Source organism: Kitasatospora sp. NPDC001175 (assembly GCF_053598215.1).
Map to the genome: position 1 here is coordinate 1 of NZ_JBSFJU010000110.1, position 16827 is coordinate 16827.

General features: G+C 71.2%; 18 protein-coding genes and 1 tRNA gene. 7 read left to right on the forward strand and 12 right to left on the reverse strand.

All coding sequences use genetic code 11. The annotated features are described in order from the left end of the window. Window positions 1-564 precede the first annotated feature (564 nt). Complete coding sequence (locus tag ACWDAK_RS38255; protein ID WP_344640991.1) at window positions 565-1014, forward strand: SRPBCC family protein; 450 nt, start codon at window positions 565-567, stop codon at window positions 1012-1014. Between the two features lie 470 nt (window positions 1015-1484). On the opposite strand, the gene ACWDAK_RS38260 is transcribed toward ACWDAK_RS38255, so the two are convergent. Continuing rightward, window positions 1485-1558: transfer RNA gene (locus ACWDAK_RS38260), tRNA-Met, on the reverse strand. Between the two features lie 406 nt (window positions 1559-1964). Beyond that, window positions 1965-2216, reverse strand: coding sequence for a hypothetical protein (locus ACWDAK_RS38265; protein ID WP_344640990.1), 252 nt, complete (start codon window positions 2214-2216; stop codon window positions 1965-1967). 186 nt (window positions 2217-2402) lie between these two features. Here ACWDAK_RS38265 and ACWDAK_RS38270 point away from each other — a divergent pair, with 186 nt between their 5' ends. Further along, a complete protein-coding gene (locus tag ACWDAK_RS38270; RefSeq protein ID WP_427395898.1) occupies window positions 2403-3245 on the forward strand; it encodes a hypothetical protein in 843 nt (280 codons plus the stop codon). Window positions 3246-3672: 427 nt separating this feature from the next. On the opposite strand, the gene ACWDAK_RS38275 is transcribed toward ACWDAK_RS38270, so the two are convergent. Continuing rightward, entirely contained in the window at window positions 3673-4089 is a 417-nt protein-coding gene (locus tag ACWDAK_RS38275; protein WP_344640987.1) for a spore-associated protein A, read from the reverse strand. A 206-nt stretch (window positions 4090-4295) separates the two neighbouring features. On the opposite strand from ACWDAK_RS38275, the gene ACWDAK_RS38280 reads away from it, so the two are divergent. Beyond that, complete coding sequence (locus tag ACWDAK_RS38280) at window positions 4296-4517, forward strand: integrase (protein ID WP_427395899.1); 222 nt, start codon at window positions 4296-4298, stop codon at window positions 4515-4517. A gap of 235 nt (window positions 4518-4752) precedes the next feature. Here the strand turns inward: ACWDAK_RS38280 and ACWDAK_RS38285 are convergent, their stop codons facing one another. The 3 genes from ACWDAK_RS38285 to ACWDAK_RS38295 all read right to left on the reverse strand — a co-directional run bounded on the left by ACWDAK_RS38285 (window position 4753) and on the right by ACWDAK_RS38295 (window position 8140). Beyond that, entirely contained in the window at window positions 4753-6087 is a 1335-nt protein-coding gene (locus ACWDAK_RS38285) for a Tim44 domain-containing protein (RefSeq protein ID WP_427395900.1), read from the reverse strand. A gap of 121 nt (window positions 6088-6208) precedes the next feature. Then, entirely contained in the window at window positions 6209-6907 is a 699-nt protein-coding gene (locus ACWDAK_RS38290; protein ID WP_344640984.1) for a helicase associated domain-containing protein, read from the reverse strand. Window positions 6908-7561: 654 nt separating this feature from the next. Then, the gene (locus ACWDAK_RS38295; protein ID WP_427395901.1) at window positions 7562-8140 is read right to left on the reverse strand and encodes a TetR/AcrR family transcriptional regulator; all 579 of its coding nucleotides are present in this window, start codon (window positions 8138-8140) and stop codon (window positions 7562-7564) included. 91 nt (window positions 8141-8231) lie between these two features. Here ACWDAK_RS38295 and ACWDAK_RS38300 point away from each other — a divergent pair, with 91 nt between their 5' ends. Continuing rightward, window positions 8232-8675, forward strand: a complete 444-nt coding sequence (locus ACWDAK_RS38300) for an anthrone oxygenase family protein (RefSeq protein WP_427395902.1) — start codon at window positions 8232-8234, stop codon at window positions 8673-8675. Window positions 8676-9031: 356 nt separating this feature from the next. Here the strand turns inward: ACWDAK_RS38300 and ACWDAK_RS38305 are convergent, their stop codons facing one another. Both ACWDAK_RS38305 and ACWDAK_RS38310 read right to left on the reverse strand, forming a co-directional pair. Then, a complete protein-coding gene (locus ACWDAK_RS38305) occupies window positions 9032-9355 on the reverse strand; it encodes a hypothetical protein (protein ID WP_344640981.1) in 324 nt (107 codons plus the stop codon). Window positions 9356-9634: 279 nt separating this feature from the next. Further along, the gene (locus ACWDAK_RS38310) at window positions 9635-9823 is read right to left on the reverse strand and encodes a hypothetical protein (RefSeq protein ID WP_344640980.1); all 189 of its coding nucleotides are present in this window, start codon (window positions 9821-9823) and stop codon (window positions 9635-9637) included. A 353-nt stretch (window positions 9824-10176) separates the two neighbouring features. Between ACWDAK_RS38310 and ACWDAK_RS38315 the strand changes: the two genes are divergently transcribed. Further along, entirely contained in the window at window positions 10177-10914 is a 738-nt protein-coding gene (locus ACWDAK_RS38315) for a peptidase inhibitor family I36 protein (RefSeq protein ID WP_427395903.1), read from the forward strand. A gap of 171 nt (window positions 10915-11085) precedes the next feature. On the opposite strand, the gene ACWDAK_RS38320 is transcribed toward ACWDAK_RS38315, so the two are convergent. Beyond that, complete coding sequence (locus ACWDAK_RS38320; protein ID WP_344640978.1) at window positions 11086-11871, reverse strand: helix-turn-helix transcriptional regulator; 786 nt, start codon at window positions 11869-11871, stop codon at window positions 11086-11088. A 341-nt stretch (window positions 11872-12212) separates the two neighbouring features. Here ACWDAK_RS38320 and ACWDAK_RS38325 point away from each other — a divergent pair, with 341 nt between their 5' ends. Beyond that, entirely contained in the window at window positions 12213-13049 is an 837-nt protein-coding gene (locus tag ACWDAK_RS38325; RefSeq protein ID WP_427395904.1) for a VOC family protein, read from the forward strand. 541 nt (window positions 13050-13590) lie between these two features. On the opposite strand, the gene ACWDAK_RS38330 is transcribed toward ACWDAK_RS38325, so the two are convergent. Next, window positions 13591-14511, reverse strand: coding sequence for a helicase-related protein (locus tag ACWDAK_RS38330; RefSeq protein ID WP_427395905.1), 921 nt, complete (start codon window positions 14509-14511; stop codon window positions 13591-13593). 34 nt (window positions 14512-14545) lie between these two features. After that, a complete protein-coding gene (locus tag ACWDAK_RS38335; RefSeq protein ID WP_427395906.1) occupies window positions 14546-14992 on the reverse strand; it encodes a MerR family transcriptional regulator in 447 nt (148 codons plus the stop codon). Between the two features lie 88 nt (window positions 14993-15080). On the opposite strand from ACWDAK_RS38335, the gene ACWDAK_RS38340 reads away from it, so the two are divergent. Further along, window positions 15081-16292 carry an MFS transporter gene (locus tag ACWDAK_RS38340; RefSeq protein WP_427395907.1) on the forward strand — a complete coding sequence of 404 codons (1212 nt, stop codon included), beginning with the start codon at window positions 15081-15083 and terminating at the stop codon, window positions 16290-16292. A gap of 141 nt (window positions 16293-16433) precedes the next feature. On the opposite strand, the gene ACWDAK_RS38345 is transcribed toward ACWDAK_RS38340, so the two are convergent. Continuing rightward, window positions 16434-16827: hypothetical protein (locus tag ACWDAK_RS38345; RefSeq protein ID WP_449806556.1), on the reverse strand; the 394-nt coding region annotated here is incomplete at its 5' end.

A 16827-nucleotide genomic window follows, 5' to 3' on the forward strand; every position in this document is an offset into this window, starting at 1 on the left:
CGTACAAGCCGTCACCCCCTCTGACCAGGCATCAACCCGCAGACCAGCACGACAAACCGCTGCAGTACTCCACGACAACAAAGTGCAACTTCACAACAGCCCAGCCCCGCCCCGATCCGAAACCTTCTCAACCAACCCGCGAAACTCTCGACATCACCCCAACCCGCACCCCCACCGCCACCCCGTACCAGGCCCCGGGGGCGAAACTCACCATCCGGTTGGCGTGCTGGACACAGCCGCGCTGCGACCCGGCGGCGGGTTCGGGCGGCCGTCGGCGGGCAGGGGGAGAGTGTGGGCGAGTGGCAGCACCAGGAGTCGGCCGTCCCGGTCGGCGAGGCCGAGGCGTGGCGGCTGACCGTCGCGCTGCGGGTCGGTGGAGCAGGTTCGCACCGCCGTCCTTGTGCTGGCCGAGCGGGTGCGCGCTGCGCACCGGGCCCGGGTGTGGACGGCGCTGGGCTTAAGACGCCCCACTGCCAATCACCGACGTCCACAGCAGTCGTGCCGTTCGGAGGTGTCTCGCCTGCGACGGCGATCCGAACGGCCGACGCGAATCAAAGGTCCCCGATGCCCCAGTTCGAGATCACCACGGTTCTCTCGGTACCCCCGCAACGAGCGTTCGAGGCATGCCTCGACGTCGAGGCCCACACCCAGTCGATGGCCGCGTCCGCAGAGCGGGCGGTTGCCGGCACCACCCACGGCCGCCTCTCCCTCGGCGACGCCGTGACCTTCCAGGCCCGCCACTTCGGCCTGACCTGGCAGCTCACCGCCCGCATCATGGCCTATGACCCGCCGCGGCACTTCGTCGACGAGCAGGAGCGCGGGCCGTTCAAGCGATGGCGGCACGCCCACTTCTTCGAACCCGACGGCACCGGCGGAAGCATCATGCGAGACGTCATCGACTTCGCATCCCCGCTCGGGCCCCTCGGCCGTATGGCCGACACGACCGTTCTCGGCTGGTACATGCCCCGTCTGATCCGGAACCGCAACACCTACCTCGCCAACCTCCTGCGCTGAGCGCCAGCCTGGACCTGGTGGCCGAGCGCCTGGCCGAGGCCAGCACCGAGGCCGGCGGCGCGCAGCCGGATCGGCGCGGCGGCCGCGGTCGCCGAGCTACGCAAGCGCGCCGGGCCCGGTACCCGGTCGAGGTGTGGCGCCTGGAGGCCGCGCCCGGGTGCGTCACCGAACGGGCGCCGAGGAGGTCCTGCACATCGTCGGCAAGTTCTGACGGACCGCAGGCGGCTATTCGGCGTCCTGATCGCAGCAACCCCCTGGGGCCACGCGATCCTCCAGTTCGTCAGCGCCATCCTCAAGGCCATCCAATGACGCCCCCCGAACGTCGGCGACAATCCAGGCTGCGTGCCTCCGTACGCGGCAGATCTGCCGGGCGGTCAGCTTGCCCTCAGCGCGGGCCTGCTCGCGCTGCCAGCTGACCAACGGACAGGGCCGGGGCTAGCGCATTCGTGCGCCAGCCCCGGCCTTGGTAGTAGCGGGGACAGGATTTGAACCTGCGACCTCTGGGTTATGAGCCCAGCGAGCTACCGAGCTGCTCCACCCCGCGTCGGTGACACCACCCTATGCGGCAATCGTGCCGATACGAAATCGGTTCCCCCAACGGTCCGGCTCACCCCTGCCTACCTCGCCGCGGTCTTCCCCACGGACCGCACGCTGCCCCAGTGGACCGGACGCACCCGGCCGTCGTTGACCAAGACCGCGCACACCCGCGTGCGAGCCGGTTCGGCACTCGCGCCGCCTGGTCATCGCCGAGCCCACGTCGTACACGCGGGCTCGTGCCAGGTCGTCCGGACAACCACCCCACCGGGCGTCAGGGATCAGGCGATGGATCGGGACGTCGTGGGGGCGGGGCCCGGCCTACCGAGCCCGGGCTGCGATGGCCAGTTGCCCATCCAGATGTGTTGCAGGGCGTCCAGGAGGGCGATCGCCACCCGTCCGGTTCGCCGGTCCGATCAGGGTGCCGCTGGCGGCGAGGCAGGCAAGCAGGCACCACGGGCAGCTGTTCCTGGTCTTGCCTGGCGGAGTGCTAACGCTTGTGGATCTTGCCGTCCGAATCGATAGGCGCAGCCGCCGTACGGGTTCTGGCCCAGGATCTTGCTCAGCTCCTGCCAGTCGAGCATCGGCCGCCGGATCGGGGCCTGGGTTTCCGGCGCTCCGTCCCAGGACGAGTCGGACAGGAACGCGGCAGCGATCGTCTTGGCCACGTATGACTCCCTTGCTTGATCGTGCGCACACTTTAGGGGCGTCCGCCGACGGAGGGGAAGGCTGTTTCATCTGTAGCTGGGCTTGCCGGAGTTCGCCGATGGGCGACAGCGGAGCGCGGTGGGCCGCGCTGGGCGGGTGAGCCCAGCACCACGGTCGGGCTCAGCCCTCTTTCCCACGGCTATCGCGTGGAAAGACTCGACCTCATCACCGCCGAAGCCACCCGCCGCGGCGTGACGGTGCACATCGTCGTCGACCTGATCCACGTCCTGGAATACCTGTGGGGCGCGGCCTGGTGCCTGCACACCCCCGGCGACCCGGCCGCCGAGGCATGGGTCGCCCGCCACGCCCGCACCCTCCTCGCCGGCGGCGCCGGCCAGGTCGCCGACGCCCTCCAAACCGCCGCCCGCGCCACGCGGTTGACCACGAACCACTGCAAGGGCATCGACGACGCCGTCGCCTACCTGCGGAACAAGGCCGAGTACCTGCGCTACGACCTCGCCCTGGACCGCGGCTGGCCCATCGCCACCGGCATCATCGAGGGCGCCTGCCGCCACCTGGTCAAGGACCGCCTGGACATCACCGGAGCCCGCTGGGGCCTGTCCGGCGCCGAGGCCGTCCTCAAGCTCCGCGCCCTGCGCAGCAACGGCGACTTCAACGCCTACTGGGCCTGGCACGAACAGCAGGAGTTCACCGCAACCACCAAGCCCGCTACCGCGATGGGTTCAACCTCGCGGCTTGATCAACAACACGCCGATTGGATCTGCACCCGTTTCCGTTTTCGGCCAGGCACCGGGGAACTGGTGCCTGGCCGCGCTGTTCCTACTGCCGGACCGCTCGGCCCGGGCGGCTCAGGTGTAGCAGTAGTTCAGGTTGCCGATCTGGCCGCCGTAGGTGCCGGTGGACCAGGTGGGGTTGCCGTTGGTGCCGTAGAAGACCATGTTGCCGTCGTTCTGGACCCGGACCGTGCCGCCCGGGGCGGGGTTGAGCGCGCCCATGGTGCACACGACGTTGTTGGAGCTGTCCAGTAGCTTGGCGTAGCCGGACCGCGACCAGTCGACGTGGGTCACGCCCTTGCCGGCGGTGCCGCTGGCCCACAACGCGTTGTCAATGTCGCCAGTGTGCGTGTACAGCACCAGGTTCCCATCGTTCTGCAGCACCAGCCTGGCCCCGGTGGAATCGGCGATTTCGCCGGCGTACGAGTCGGGCTGCGCGAGAGTGAAGGTGGCGGCCGTGGTACCAGGGTCCAGGGCCATCGCCTCCGCACTGGACAGGCCGAGTACGGTGAGAGCCGCGGCGCCCACCACGGCGGCCCGCATCACGGTCTTGCGCAGGCGCGAAGCGCAGAGCTGACTGCTTGCCATGAGGTCTCCTCACGAGTTGTGCTGTGGGGTCGCCCCCCACCTCGGCGATCAACCTACGAACGCCGTGTATCGCGCGGCTAACAGCGGGATCACCTCAGCTGCAGTGCTTGTCGAAGCCGCCGCTGATGTTGTCCTCGATCCCGCCCTCCCAGTCGATGCAGCTGTGCGCTGCGTAGAGGTAGACCGGCCCGGCGTAGGTGGTGTAGTAGTTCTCGTCGAGCTTGGTCCAGGTGGAGGAGCCGGTCTGCCTGAGCCCGGCGAGCATGAGCAGAGCGGGGCCCGGGTTGTCGCGGATCGTCACCACGCAGTTGTAGCCGTTGCTGCTGTTGTAGGTCAGGTAGACCGTGCCGCCGAGGTTGAGGTCCCGGTGGTCGATGACCGAGTAGCCCGAGCCGCAGACCCCGTTGTAGTCGGCCGCCTGGGCGGTGGTCGGAACGGCTATCGCGGTGCCGCCGGCCAGCAGGGTCAGGGCTCCGACCCGGGCGGCTGCTCGCTTGATCCGCTGGTGCACTGGTCCACTCCATTTCGTTCGACTCGGTCACGCCGACCCCGGCCGGTGCCGGCGTGAGAGAGCGGTACGGAGACTGAGCCCATGACCGCAGACCGCCGCATCGCGCCTGGCATCCTCATCTCTCGCCGTATCGCGGTGGTAACGCCGGCATATCGGCGTCGTGCTCCCGGGATGACGCCCGATCCCGTCACTGCGGCACGGAGCCGGTGGACCGGACCCTGATCTGGAACGAGCGCCACCTGCGCCACGCCCCGCGCGAGTTCGAGTACCACTACAACGCGCACCGGCCCCACCAGGCCATGAACCAGGCGGCGCCCCTACGCGTGGTGCCCGAGCCGATCACTGATCCCGGACGAATCTCTCGCCTGGACATACGCCGACATGACCGGCTCGGCGGAGTGATCCACGAGTACCGACACGCCGCGTGACCTGGCTGGATGAGATATTCGGCAGGCGCAGGGTTCTTTCCGGCCCCGCCCCGCAGGCTCTCCCCGCCCCCTGCGGGAGAGTGTTGGGGGTGGGGCTGCGGTCGTTGCCAGGCCCGGCAATGGCCGTGCCGGCCCGGTCCGGTGGCCGTGAGCGGTCCGTGCGTGGTGGTGGGTGTCCGGGCGGGGCGGCGCCGGGGTGTGGGCGTGAGAGCCCGTGGTGCCGACCTGGGCTGGTCTACTCGACCGTGGCGGCGATGACGGTCCACACGTTGGCCGGTGTGTCGTCCAGGCGCAGGTCGAAGGTGAAGGTGATGGGCCTGCGTTTGTGCGGGTCACCGCGCAGTACCTGTTCGCTGCGGCGGTCGACTTCGTAGTAGACGCCCTCGGTGTCGACCGTGACGCGGAAGACGACCGGGTCGCGGGAGACCAGCGAGCGCACCGTGACGCGGGTGACGGTGGCCTGGCGCATGACGGTCCGGTGGGCGGTGCGTACGAGCGTGAAGTCAAGGCTGCCGTCGTTCATGGCCCATTCCTCGAGGAACCGCTCGACGGCGACCTCGAGGACGGACTTGTCGAACCGGCCGTCGAGGACGCTCAGGTCGCCGGCGGCGGTGTCGGCGTCGGTGCTCCACGAGATGTTGGTGAGCGACAGGATGTCGCTCACCTTGGTGACTGTGCTCTTGCCGGCCACCTCGAGCACGGCCTCGCGGGCGACCTCTTTCTGGTCCCAGCCGTCCGTCTCGATGGCGCCGCTCAGGTGGTGCGCGCCCTCGGCGGCCTGTTCCAGCGACGACACGATCCACTGCCCGGCCGTGTTCTTGCGCAGTGTCCAGTACTCGACCGGGCGCGTCGAGCCGTCCTTGCGCACGGCCTGACCGCCGTCGGCGCGGCGTACGTAGTCGTTGAGCGTCGCGGTGATCCGGAAGGTGACGGTGTCGTTCACCTCGCCCGCGCGGTTGGCGACGTCGACCAGTTCGACGACCGGGCCGGAGACGATCTCCACGACGTTGACCTCGCCGCGTGAGGCGTAGTCGTGCAGCTCCTCGGCCCACTTGCCGTACAGCACCGGGGACAGGATCCGCTGCAGCGTGGCGTGATCGTGCCCGCTCCAGGCACGTTGGGCCGTCTCGTACAGCCACACGGCGCGTTGCTCGAGCGCCGCGCGCTCGAAGGTCGCATCCGTGTCGGCGATGGCGTCGACGCGGGCCGAGATGCGGGCGGCGCGCTCGCGCGCCTGCGCGTCCGCGCGGTGCGCCGTGCGGTCGGAGACGGTGTTCAGGCCCTGTGCCAGTTTTGCCCTGCGGCGCCGGGACCACAGCCACAGGATCAGGAGGACGACGGCCACGATCACCAGCACGGTGAGGAGCCCGCCGCTCCCGGCCCCGACGCCCGCTCCAAAGCCGCCGCCCGACCCGTGGAAGCCGCCGCCATGGCCGCCCCCACTGCCCCCGCCGCCGCCACCGTGGCCACCGAAGCCGTGACCGCCGCCCCCGCCGCGGGCGTAGGCGGCCGTCGGGCTGCTCAGCGCGACGGCTCCCGCGAGCACACATATCCACCGGCGGATGCGCACCGGGCCCTCCCTCAACGAACCGGAGATTTTCCGCGCCAGCCTACAAGCCGGGGGTGTTCGGGAGGTTTGGAGGTCAGCGGGCCGCCCGGCGCGGGGGATGGCGGCGTCGGTGCGGGGCGGGTCAGCCCGCGACGGTCTCGGCGTGCCAGTGGAGCGCGTCCAGGAGCGCGGTCTGGTGGTCGGTCAGCTTGCCGGCGGTGCGCGCCGTTGCTTGCTTGCGCAGCCAGGTGCCGGGCCGGAACGTGGGGTCGTCGCCGAGGCCGGTGCGGTTCGCCGGGCCGTCCAGGGTGCCGCCGGCGGCGAGGTAGGCGAGCAGGCGGCGGTAGGAGCGGTTCCAGTCCGGCTCCAGGCGCCACAGCTCGTCCAGCGAGTCGAGCTTCGCGATCTGGTCGGGGTTGAGGTTGTCGGCCTTGCGCTGGCGGCGCATCCACGCGCCCACCGCGTAGTCGTCCAGCTTCGCGGTCGCCGGGATCGCGAGGTGGCCGTGCTGGCGGTGGAAGGCGGCGGCGTAGGCGGCCCCGCGTTCCCAGGCGCCTGCGTTCTTCGACCAGATCATGCCGAGCGCGTCCAACTCCGAGACGCGGGCCGGGTCGAGCAGGCCCTGGCCGCCCAGGTGGCGCTGGCGGTCCTTCCCGCAGCTGCTGGTGGTCCTGGTCGGCACCGGCGCGGCCCAGGTGCGCTCGGCGGTGGCGGACCTGCGCCTCGCCGCCGAGGAGAACCCGGCCACCGCCGAGATGCTCTCCGCCGTCCCGGCCGGCGCCGCCCGGATCGAGGACCTGGTCCAGCGCGGCCCGGCCGCCCCGGTCTGGCACCCGCTCAACGACCGGGTGGGCGGGCGTGCGGGTGGACGGAGCTGTAGGCGGCAAGCAGGGGCGCCGGGACGGTCTACCGTCCTCCTCCCCGCCCCCGCCCCCGCCCCCGCCCCGGCCGGTGGCACCGCTAAGCGGGGCCGCCGGGCCACCGCGCAGCGGACAACCCTTCACGCCGTCGGCGCGCAGCATCAGGTTGCCGGGATCTCGTCTCCGCTCCTGCTCTGCGCGCCTGTTCTCCTACTCCTCCTCCCCCTCGACGGCTCCGGTGCCCGGACTTCACCCGGCACCGCCAAGGGGCCCAGGGAGAAGTAGTCGGCCTCCGCCGACCTATGGACAAACGGGCCCTGAACTGCGCAATCGCCGCTTCCGGCGACGCCGCCTCCAGTAGCAACCTCAGAGGCAACCCGTGCCTGGGCCGGATTCGGCATGCGCGCGTATGCCGGGACACGGTAGATGTCACCTGGACATGGTTTCTGTCACCACGAGCGGCGACGTACGTACAGCCCGATTGAGCCGGGTGTCCTGTCGCATGGAGGCTGTCGGATTCCCGCTCGGTCTCGTTCGCGCCGGCCGGTTCTCGGTGCGGTGGCTCTTGAGCGGCGATGCCGCAGGCCGGCAGCCGGGCCGGAGGGCCCCGGCTGCCCGTCCGCCCGGACGGTGTGTCAGATCATGGCGAGCCGGTCCACCAGCAGCTCCACCCGCCGCTCGGCTTCCGCCGGCGGCAGCCGGCCCGCCCGGGTCAGGGTGGCCAGCCCGTGCAGGGCCGCCCAGAACACCTCGGTGAACAGTCCCGGGTTGACGCCGTCCCCGGCGACCTCGCCGAGGCTTTCCAACAGGGCGGCGAAGCCGTCCTTCAGCGGCTCCGGGGTGTCCTCGGCCGCGAAGGCCAGGCCGCCGTCGAGCTGGAACATGGCGTCGTAGACCGCCGGGTTGCGTTCGGCGAACTCAAGGTACGTGCGGGCGAGGGCGGTGACCCGGGCGCGAGCGCCGTCCGCGGCGGAGGTCGCGGTCCGCAGGGCCACGGCCATCTCGGCGGCACCCTCCAGGGCGACGGCGCCGATGATCTCACGCTTGCCGCGGAAGTGGCTGTAGAGGACGGGCTGGCTGTACTCGATGCGCTCGGCGAGCCGGCGGGTGGTGACCGCGTCCCAGCCCTGCTGCTCGGCGAGTTCGCGGGCCGTCGCCACGATGAGGCGCTCACGGGCCGCCCGTTCGCGTTCCTTGCGTTCCTGTACCGACATGACCCGATCCTAGCACCGCTAGACAAGTGAGCGGCAGCAGATCTAGCATTACTTCGTCACCTAGCAGCGCTAGATCCCAGGAGAGGTCGCCATGCTCAACGCACTCGAGGTCATCACCACCGTGCTCGTCGGCCTGATGGTGGGGGTGGAGTTCTCCGTCGCCTTCGTCATGAACCCGATCTTCAACGCCCTCCCCGACGACAGCTACCTGCTCGCCCGCGCCCACGGGGGCCGGATGCTCGGCGCCGTGATGCCGTTCTGGTACATCGGCTCACTCGTCCTCGCCGCGGTCTGGGCCGTCGCCGGATGGCACCACCACGGCACCGGCCTGGTCGTCACCGCCGCCGCACTGCTGATCGTCAGCGTGATCATGTCCGTCCTGCTGCTCGTCCCGATCAACAACCAGAGCAAGACCTGGACCCCCGACAACCGGCCCGCCGACTGGAGGGAGCAGGGGAACCGCTGGGACCGCTTCCACTACGCCCGCGTCGCCGTCATCGTCGCCGCCTTCACCCTGCTCGTCGCCGCCCTCTGAGCCCGCAGCCCGACATCGCGAAGGCGGCACGCACTCCCCCACTCCGCGGGCGGTAGCCGACGATCCGCACGGATCAACACCGCCCTCGGAACCCGGGACCCCCTACCAGGGGGTCCTTCCTCATGGGACGCGAGCCCGCCAGCTGCCCTTGGTGGGCTCAACCTCACACCGCGCCTCGGCCGCGAACCACTCAGCCGCCGCCAGCCGGATCCGGGTGACAACAAGCGCGGCAACCGGCGTCAGGTGACAACAATCTTGGCCCATCGGTGACAACTGTCCTGTCCCACCGCAACGAGGCCGCCAGGTCAGAGCCCATAAGGGGTGACAACCAGCGTGTCCCGGCACAGCGCGGGACGTCAGCGCCACTGGTAGGACGCGCCGGTCATCGCCGGGAGCAGCAGCGGGCCGTCGGCGGTGGTGTCGGGTCGGGCGGCCTGGCCGAGGGCGGCGCCGATGGCCGGGTACAGGTGGAGGCCGGCCGCGTCGGCCGCTGGCAGCCACACCACCGGCGCCTGGCCTGGGTCGTCCTGCTCGGTGCGGGCGACGGCCTCCACCAGGGCGTCGGGCAGGTGGGCGGTGGGGGCGGGCGGCCATCCGGCGCGGACCGGGGCGGCGGGCGCGGACGCGGTGGGCGCGGCCGGACGGCGGCGACGGCGGCGCCTGGTCATCGGTGTCGTCATGTCGCAGGCTCTGCCCACCACGCTGTCCCGCCGAACCCCGCCGCCACCCGGACGGAGTACCGCAGGCCGTTCTAGCCGGCCGCTGACCTGCACCGGCACCCGAAACTAACCGGCCTCCGCCGGGAAATGACCGGGGCGAGCGGGCCCGGGGCGGCCAAACCCACCAGCGCCCCGGGGGCGAAACTCACCGCCTTCCCGGTGAAACTCCCCAGTGCAGGTCAGCAGGGGTGGCCAAACTCCCCGGCGCAGGTCAGCGGCCTGCGCCGGGGTGAGGCGGGGTCAGGAGCGGCACCACCAGGAGCTGCTGCGCTTCGCCTCGGCAGCCGCGGCCTCGGCGGCGGCCCGCTCCCGTTCGGCGGCTTCCCACGCCTGCTGGTCGGCGCAGGTCTGGCGGCAGCCGGCGCACAGCCCGTCGTCGCCCCAGGCGGCGGGCTCGTGCCCGGCCCACCGCTCGTCCGAGAACGGCATCGTGGCGTCAGTTTCGCAGCGGTCTGGTCGGGCGGTCACCGGACCGAGGGCCCCGGGCCGCGAAGCGCCCGTCCGCCACGCATAGCGCCGTGCTCGGGTGGCTCATCTGCGTCAACTGAGCCGTTGGAACCGGCCAAGCGGAAGCGAAGTGACCACACGACGCAAAACTTCGACTACAAATAGTGATGCTACATTCGCTCAGAGTATCGACAGGGTTTCCGTGACCGCACCCCGGGTCGCCAGGCACCGCTCCGGCCGGCACCCGATACGCCACGGCCCGAAGGACTTCGGCGGATGTAGGGGTCCAGCCACTCCCGCCTGGGCCCATCAGTCGTCAACAGGAAGGCAGACACGTGAGCAACGAACAAGCGCGGCTGATCTACGGCCAGGGAGAAGAGGCGTGCCCCGAGGGAAGCTTCTGCCTCTACCGCGCCACCAACTTCAACATCGGTCAGAGGCCGGGAGTCGGTGACAAGATCCTGGTCATCCCGGCCGGCACGTCCGTCAACGTCTTCTCCGCGTACGGCTTCGACCACAGCGGCGACGGGGTGAGCAGCGTCGTCAACCGCACCGACGAGGACAACGCGCTCTTCTCCGCCGCCGACCAGCGGGGGCATTCGCTGCCCGTGGACCGCAGGTCCGCGATCGCGGACCTGCGGCGGATCGCGATGGCCGACAGTCCCAACGGCACCTGGAACGACCAGCCTCAGTCGGCGCTGGCGGCTCCCTTCCTGGGGAACCTGATCGTCGAGCAGTCTTTCCTGAGCAAGTGGCAGGACTGGGAGACCCAGAAGTGGATCTACTCCTACCGGATCACGGTGCGTGCCGCCGAGACGCGCGTCGTGAAGTGGGCGCTCGGCTTCGGTGACCTGCCCGAGGGGACTTCCCTGTACAAGGGCTTCACCGATGTCTTCTGGGGCCAGATCCTGCGGGACGGCACCGAGGGCAGCGTCCTGCTCGGCTCCCCGGCGGGCGGCGGACACACCATCGACCCCGGCACCGACCTCGCCATCGACATCCAGGTCCTCTACGCGAAGGAAAACCCCGCCCACGACCACCTCACGAGCCTGAACGCCCAGCAACTGGGCTGAGCGCAGACACCACCGAACCACCCAGCCGCGGGCCGTTCCCCAGCCGGGGGACGGCCCGCGCCCGGTTGTGGGAGCAGGCGGGTCCGGACGGGACGGCGCTGGCGCGCCTTCCCGCGGCTGCTGGTGGTCCTGGCCGGGCACCCGCCACCTCCCGGGCGCGCTGGTGGGGTGTCACACGGTGGGCGCGGCCCGTTCCGGTGGGGGTGTGGTGGCGGTCAGGGCGCGTTCGGCGAGGGCGCGGAGCTCGCGGGAGACCTCAGGGGGGCCGAGGAGGGTGTAGGGGACCGGTACGCGGACGACGCGGAGGGCGAGGTAGCGGGGGGAGTCCGGCCCGACGGTGAGCCGGGAGGTGTGCGCGTCCACCGGGGTCACCGGGCCTTCTCCGGTGGGCATGATCTCCCGAGCCCGGTCTTCCGGGCAGTGCAGCAGGACGTCGGCGTGGGTGGTGGCGGGGCCGGTGACGGAACGGGCGACCCACTGGGCCGCATCCGCTGCTCCGTCGGGCAGGGGTCTGGGTGGGACGCGGACGCCGATGGGGGCGGGGGCGTGGATGCGGTCGAGCCGGAAGGTGCGCCAGTCGGCCCGGCCCTCGTCCCAGGCGACGAGGTACCAGCGGCGGCCGGAGGCGACCAGTTGCTTCGGCTCGACCAGGCGCCGGGTCTGCGTCCCGTTGCCGATCCGGTAGCCGAAGCGGATCTTCTCGCCGGCCCGGCAGGCGGTGGCGACAGCGGCGAGGGTCTCGGGGTCGGCGGTGGGGCCGTCGTGGATGGTCGGCGGCACCGCCCCCTGCGCCAAGAGCGTGATCCGGCGGCGGAGGCGGTCGGGGAGGACCTGTTCGAGTTTGGCCAGGGCGCGCAGGGAGCTGTCGGCAATGCCGGTGATCGGGGCCGCGGTGGCGGCCCGCAGGCCGACGGCGATGGCGAGGGCCTCTTCGTCGTCGAGGAGGAGTGGGGGCATGGCGGTGCCGGCGGTGAGGCGGTAGCCGCCGGTGTTGCCCTGGGTGGCGTGGACGGGGTAGCCGAGTTCGCGCAGGCGGTCGATGTCGCGGCGGATGGTGCGGGGGGTGACGTCGAGGCGTTCGGCGAGTTCGGGGCCGGGCCACTCGCGGGGGGGTCTGGAGCAGGGACAGGAGCCGCAGGAGGCGGGCGGACGGGTCGCGCATACCCGCCAGCATGGGCGACCAACAGGACATTCGGTGACCTATTGGGTGTCTATGGTCGGGTCCGTCCGGCAAAGAGGGCTTCCCGCCCCAGGCCGGTCGCCCCCACTCCATCTGTATTGCTGAGGAGAGACCTGTCATGGGCTTCATGGATCCCGGGAACGTCGTCTGGTTCGAGATCGCCACCGCCGACGGGGCGGCCGTGCGGGAGTTCTACGGTTCGCTGCTGGGCTGGACCTTCGCCGTGGACCCGGACTCCTCGGTGGACGGTTCCACCTACACGCGGATCACGGCGCCGGGGATGCCCTTCCCGATGGGCGCGATCCACGAGCGGGCCGGCTCCGCCGAAGAGGCGATGAACGTCTCGATCGTCTCCGCCGACGTCGCCGCCGACCAGGCCCGGCTGGAGGAGCTGGGCGCGAAGGTGATCGTCCCGACCACCGCCGTCTGCGACGTGACGGTCTTCGCTCGGCTCGCCGACCCCCGGGGCAACGTCTTCTCCCTCTTCCAGAACGGCGAGAGTCCAAAGCGGCTGAAGGAGTTCGCCGAGTCCTGCCAGGCGCAGATGACCGAGGTCGCGATGATGCCGAAACCGGGGGCCTACGCCTGGTTCGAGATCGGCACGGCGGACGCGGAGGCCACGCGGGCGTTCTGGACGGCCGCCTTCGGGTGGCGGATCGAGTTTGACGAGAGCGCCGGCGGCAAGCCGTACAGCAACGTGTTCACCGGCAACCAGTGGCCCTCGGGCGGCGTGTACGACCTCGGCACGGGCGGCGTCGACTACCTGATGCCCGACTTCCTCGTCCTCGACGTGCCCGCGGTCACCGCGAACGCGGTTGAACTCGGCGCCACCGTCGAGTTCGGGCCGGACACCAACCCCGACGGGCTCCTCTACAGCCGCCTGATCGACCCCCGCGGCAACCGCTTCGGCCTCTTCTCCATACCCACCACACACCCGACAGGGACCGGCGCCTGACGAAGACAACCGACGAACCACCGGTGCCGGCCCCGCGGCTCCAGGTTCCTCCCGCTTGGGCGGCCAGCTTGGCGGTGGTGACCTGGTGCTAGCCGAGCGTGTCGGCGACGACAGGGGCGGGCATCTCCAGGACGTGCTCGCGGATCGCGACGGTGCGGTCGGCGGTTGTGGGGACGCCGAGGCTGTTGACCAGTGCGGAGAGGGGCGTCGGGGTGCATCGGCTGTCCGACTTCCCGTGACCAGCACCAATGCACCTCAACGGCAGTGACACACGAAGCCGAACATCCCGGTGATATCGCGGCCGAACCTCACACTGACCGCGCAACGCGCCAGCGGGAGGAACCCGGTCGTCGACCGATCGCCGAGTCCTCCCGCTGGCTGCTACTGGCTACCTGGGTCTCAGTCGGCCTGGCACAGGGCATAGACAGTCCCCGCTACGTCCTGCGGGTTGCCGTTGTAGTAGGAGGCGGCGTTGCCGTGCCAGCCCTTGCCGTCAGGAGTGGGGCGGGAGGCGACGACATAGGCCTGGTCACTCCCCGCGTCAACGCCTCCGGAAATCGCGTGGCTTCCGTCCGGGCACATCGCGTCCCCATGGGCGTCGCCGTTTCCCGAGATCGCCACCTGGACCACCTGCGGCGCATCCGCCGTCGCAGGGCCCGCGAAACCAAGGACACACAACGTCGCCGCAGCGGTCGATCACCTCCAGGCGGACCAGGTGCAGGCGCTGGCCGAGCGTATCGACCGGGAACAAGGGCGACTGGACATCCTCGTCAACGCCATCTGGGGCGGGGAGCACCTCGTCGAGCGCGGCAAGAAGATGTGGGAATGCGACCTGGGCCAGGGCCGGCGCATGCTGCGGATCGGTGTCGAGACCTACTACGTCGCGAGTCACTATGTCCTGCCCTTGCTGATCCGTCGGCCCGGCGGACTGCTCGTGGAGCTCACCGACGGGACCGAGGAGTTCAACCGCAGCCCCTACCGCGCCCCCTTCTACTTCGACCTCGCCAAGTTCGCGCCTTTCCGGATGATGTGGGCGCTGTCCGAAGAGGTGGGCGGCGAGGGCGCGCAGGACCCGCCAGATCGTGCGGAAGCTGGACGCTTCGATCTCGGCGTCGGCCTCCGCCTTCACCGCCTCCCCGGCCTCCTTCACCTCGGACGGATCGGCGGTGGCGGTGTCGTCGCCGACAGCGGGCGAGGGGAGGTAGACGGGGATGATGACCCAGGAGATCTTGCCCTGCCGGTAAGCCTGGCGCAGCGCGCGGCCGATGGCCTGGACGATGTCGATGATGCTGGTCTTGGGGTCGGCGAAGACGATCGCATCGACGGCCGCGATGTCGATGCGTTCCGACAGCAGCCGGCTGTTGGCGAGGGTGCCGCGCTCCTCGCCGTCCTCGCCGGTGTGGGCCTTGAACTCGGTGAAGGCGGCGCGGCGGGCCAGGGCGGCCGCGCTCGCCCGCACCATCGGCATCCCGTCGCGCCAGGTCGGTTATCCGGGGCTATTCAGGCGTGTTGGGCAAGATCATGTCGGGGAGTTCCTCGCCGGCGAGGGTGGCGTCGACGCGGGCGTGGATGTAGGCGCCGGTCACGGGACAGCTCAGCGGGTCGTCCGCCGGGCAGTCCAGCATGTGCCGCAGCACGGCGGCGGCGCTGGTGAGCCGGTGGATCCGCTCCTGCACAGCGGCGTGCTGGGCGCCGATCAGGGCATGGCGGTCCTGCGCGTGTTCACTGGTCATCACGGCGGCGGTGTCGGCAAGTGTCAGCATCCCGTCGTGGTGCCACAGCCGGGCGTAGGCGAGCCGCGCCAGAGCCGCGCGGTCGTACTGGCGCACCCGGCCGCGCCGTGCGGTGGGCTCGATCAGTCCGCATTCCTCGTAGTAGCGCAGCGTCGGTATCGAGACCTCGAATGCTCTGGAGACCTCGCTGATCGAGTACAGCCGCTCCAACCGGTCCTCCGCGTGAGACTTGCGCTCAAGTGGACTTGAGCGTGCACGCTGGCAAGCCTAAACCACCACGTGCCCTGGAGGACCCGCCATGCCCGCGCCCCCGACGGAGACCCTCGCGACTCGCCGTGCCCGTACCGGGCCACCCCTTGCCTCGGGCGCCAGTGCGCTGCTCGTCCTGGGGTTCGTGCTGATGAGCCTGAACACCCGCGTCGCGTTCGGGCAGATCGGACCGCTGGCCCCCGTCGCCGGCTTCAGCCCCGCCGCGCTCTCCGTGCTGGGGCTGCTGCCGCCGCTGTGCATGGGCGCCTTCGCACCGCTCGCGGCCGTGCTGCGGCGACGCCTCAGCGAGGAGCGCGGACTGTGGTGGGCGAGCCTGGTCCTGGTGGCCGGCGCGGTGCTGCGCATGCTGGGAATGCCAGGCCTGTTCGCGGGCACCGTCGTGGTCAGCGCGGCCACCGCCGTCGTCAACGTGCTCATCCCCGTCCTGGTCCGCAAGCGGTTCCCCCGCGAGCGCGTCGGCACCATGATGGGCGTCTACGCCCTGTCGATGGGCGTCGGCTCGGCGCTCGTCGCCGCCGTGGTCGTCCCCACCGCCCAGGCCACCGGAAGCTGGCAGCCGGCCATCGGCCTGGCCGTCATCCCCGCCATCCTCGCCGCCGCCGGCATGACCCCGCAGCTGCGTCACCGGCCGCCGCAGCCCGCCGCGGGCACCGGCACCAAGCGGACCGGGCACCCGCACGTGGCCCGCACCGCCCTCGCCTGGAGCCTGACCGCCTTCTTCGGCATCCAGACCCTCGCCTTCTACACCACCCTCGCCTGGCTGCCCTCGATCCTCGTCCAAGCCGGCCTCGGCCGCAGCGCCGCCGGAACCGGCCAGGCCCTGCTCATCTGCGGCGTCGCCGTCGGCGGCTTCGCCGCCCCCGTCCTGGCCGCCAAGCGGGCCGACCAGCGGCCCCACATCCTGGTGACCGTCCTGGTCTGCGTGATCGGCTTCGCCGGACTCCTGCGCGCGCCCGCCGGTACCTCGATGGTGTGGGTCGTCATCCTGGGCATGGGACTGGGCGCCGGACAGGCACTGCCCGGCGTGCTCTACGCCCACCGGGGACGCGACCACGACCACGTGGCCGCCCTGTCCACCATGGCGCAGACCTGCGGTTTCCTCCTCGCCGCCACCGGCCCCATCCTCGCCGCCGCCCTGCACACCGCAACCGGCACCTGGACCGCACCACTGACCGCGCTCACCGCCGTACTGCTCGTGTGCTCAGCGGCGAGCTTGCGGGCCGGCCACGACCCCAAGTGAGCGGCCACCCGTCCCTCCGACCACACCGCGACGCAGGGCCCGAAGAGGCGCGCAGGACCCTCTGAACCCGCGCGCCCGCTCCGCCAGCAGGCACGGCACAAGGCGCCGGCCACCTGGTGGTGACCGGCGCCTTGTGGCCTGTCAGAACTGGCTGCGACGCGCCCTCGGACGAGTGGGCGGGACCTGCTCGCCGCGCAGTGCGAGGGCGGCGGTGCGGGTGCGCTCCAGCCAGCTCATGACCTGGCGCAGCGTGGCGGGGGCGAGGTGGTGGGTGAGGTCGCGGACGGCCTGGTGGTCGTCGTCGGTGAGCGTGTGGAGGCGGGCGCGTTCGAGGGCGGTGTAGAGGGGCTGGGCGACGGTGCCGGCGAGGCGGCGGTGGGCGGCGTCGGACCTCTGTCGGGCCTGGTGGGCGGCCTCGCGGGCGCATTCGGCGACGTCGCGGCGGTGGCGTTCGGCGCGCAGCGCGTGCTGGAGGGCGGTGTCGTGGTCGGGGTCGTAGCGCTCGGCGCGGGTCTGGGCGGTGTGGTCGCGTACG

What these genes read in the sequence shown, in the direction of transcription:
- ACWDAK_RS38320 (WP_344640978.1), bottom strand. Translation starts at nt 11,871, where the DNA reads ATGCCCCCACTCCTCCTCGACGACGAAGAGGCCCTCGCCATCGCCGTC.
- ACWDAK_RS38310 (WP_344640980.1), bottom strand. Translation starts at nt 9,823, where the DNA reads ATGCCGTTCTCGGACGAGCGGTGGGCCGGGCACGAGCCCGCCGCCTGG.
- ACWDAK_RS38330 (WP_427395905.1), bottom strand. Translation starts at nt 14,511, where the DNA reads ATGGTGCGGGCGAGCGCGGCCGCCCTGGCCCGCCGCGCCGCCTTCACC.
- ACWDAK_RS38255 (WP_344640991.1), top strand. Translation starts at nt 565, where the DNA reads ATGCCCCAGTTCGAGATCACCACGGTTCTCTCGGTACCCCCGCAACGA.
- ACWDAK_RS38325 (WP_427395904.1), top strand. Translation starts at nt 12,213, where the DNA reads ATGGGCTTCATGGATCCCGGGAACGTCGTCTGGTTCGAGATCGCCACC.
- ACWDAK_RS38340 (WP_427395907.1), top strand. Translation starts at nt 15,081, where the DNA reads ATGCCCGCGCCCCCGACGGAGACCCTCGCGACTCGCCGTGCCCGTACC.
- ACWDAK_RS38300 (WP_427395902.1), top strand. Translation starts at nt 8,232, where the DNA reads ATGCTCAACGCACTCGAGGTCATCACCACCGTGCTCGTCGGCCTGATG.
- ACWDAK_RS38295 (WP_427395901.1), bottom strand. Translation starts at nt 8,140, where the DNA reads ATGTCGGTACAGGAACGCAAGGAACGCGAACGGGCGGCCCGTGAGCGC.
- ACWDAK_RS38305 (WP_344640981.1), bottom strand. Translation starts at nt 9,355, where the DNA reads ATGACGACACCGATGACCAGGCGCCGCCGTCGCCGCCGTCCGGCCGCG.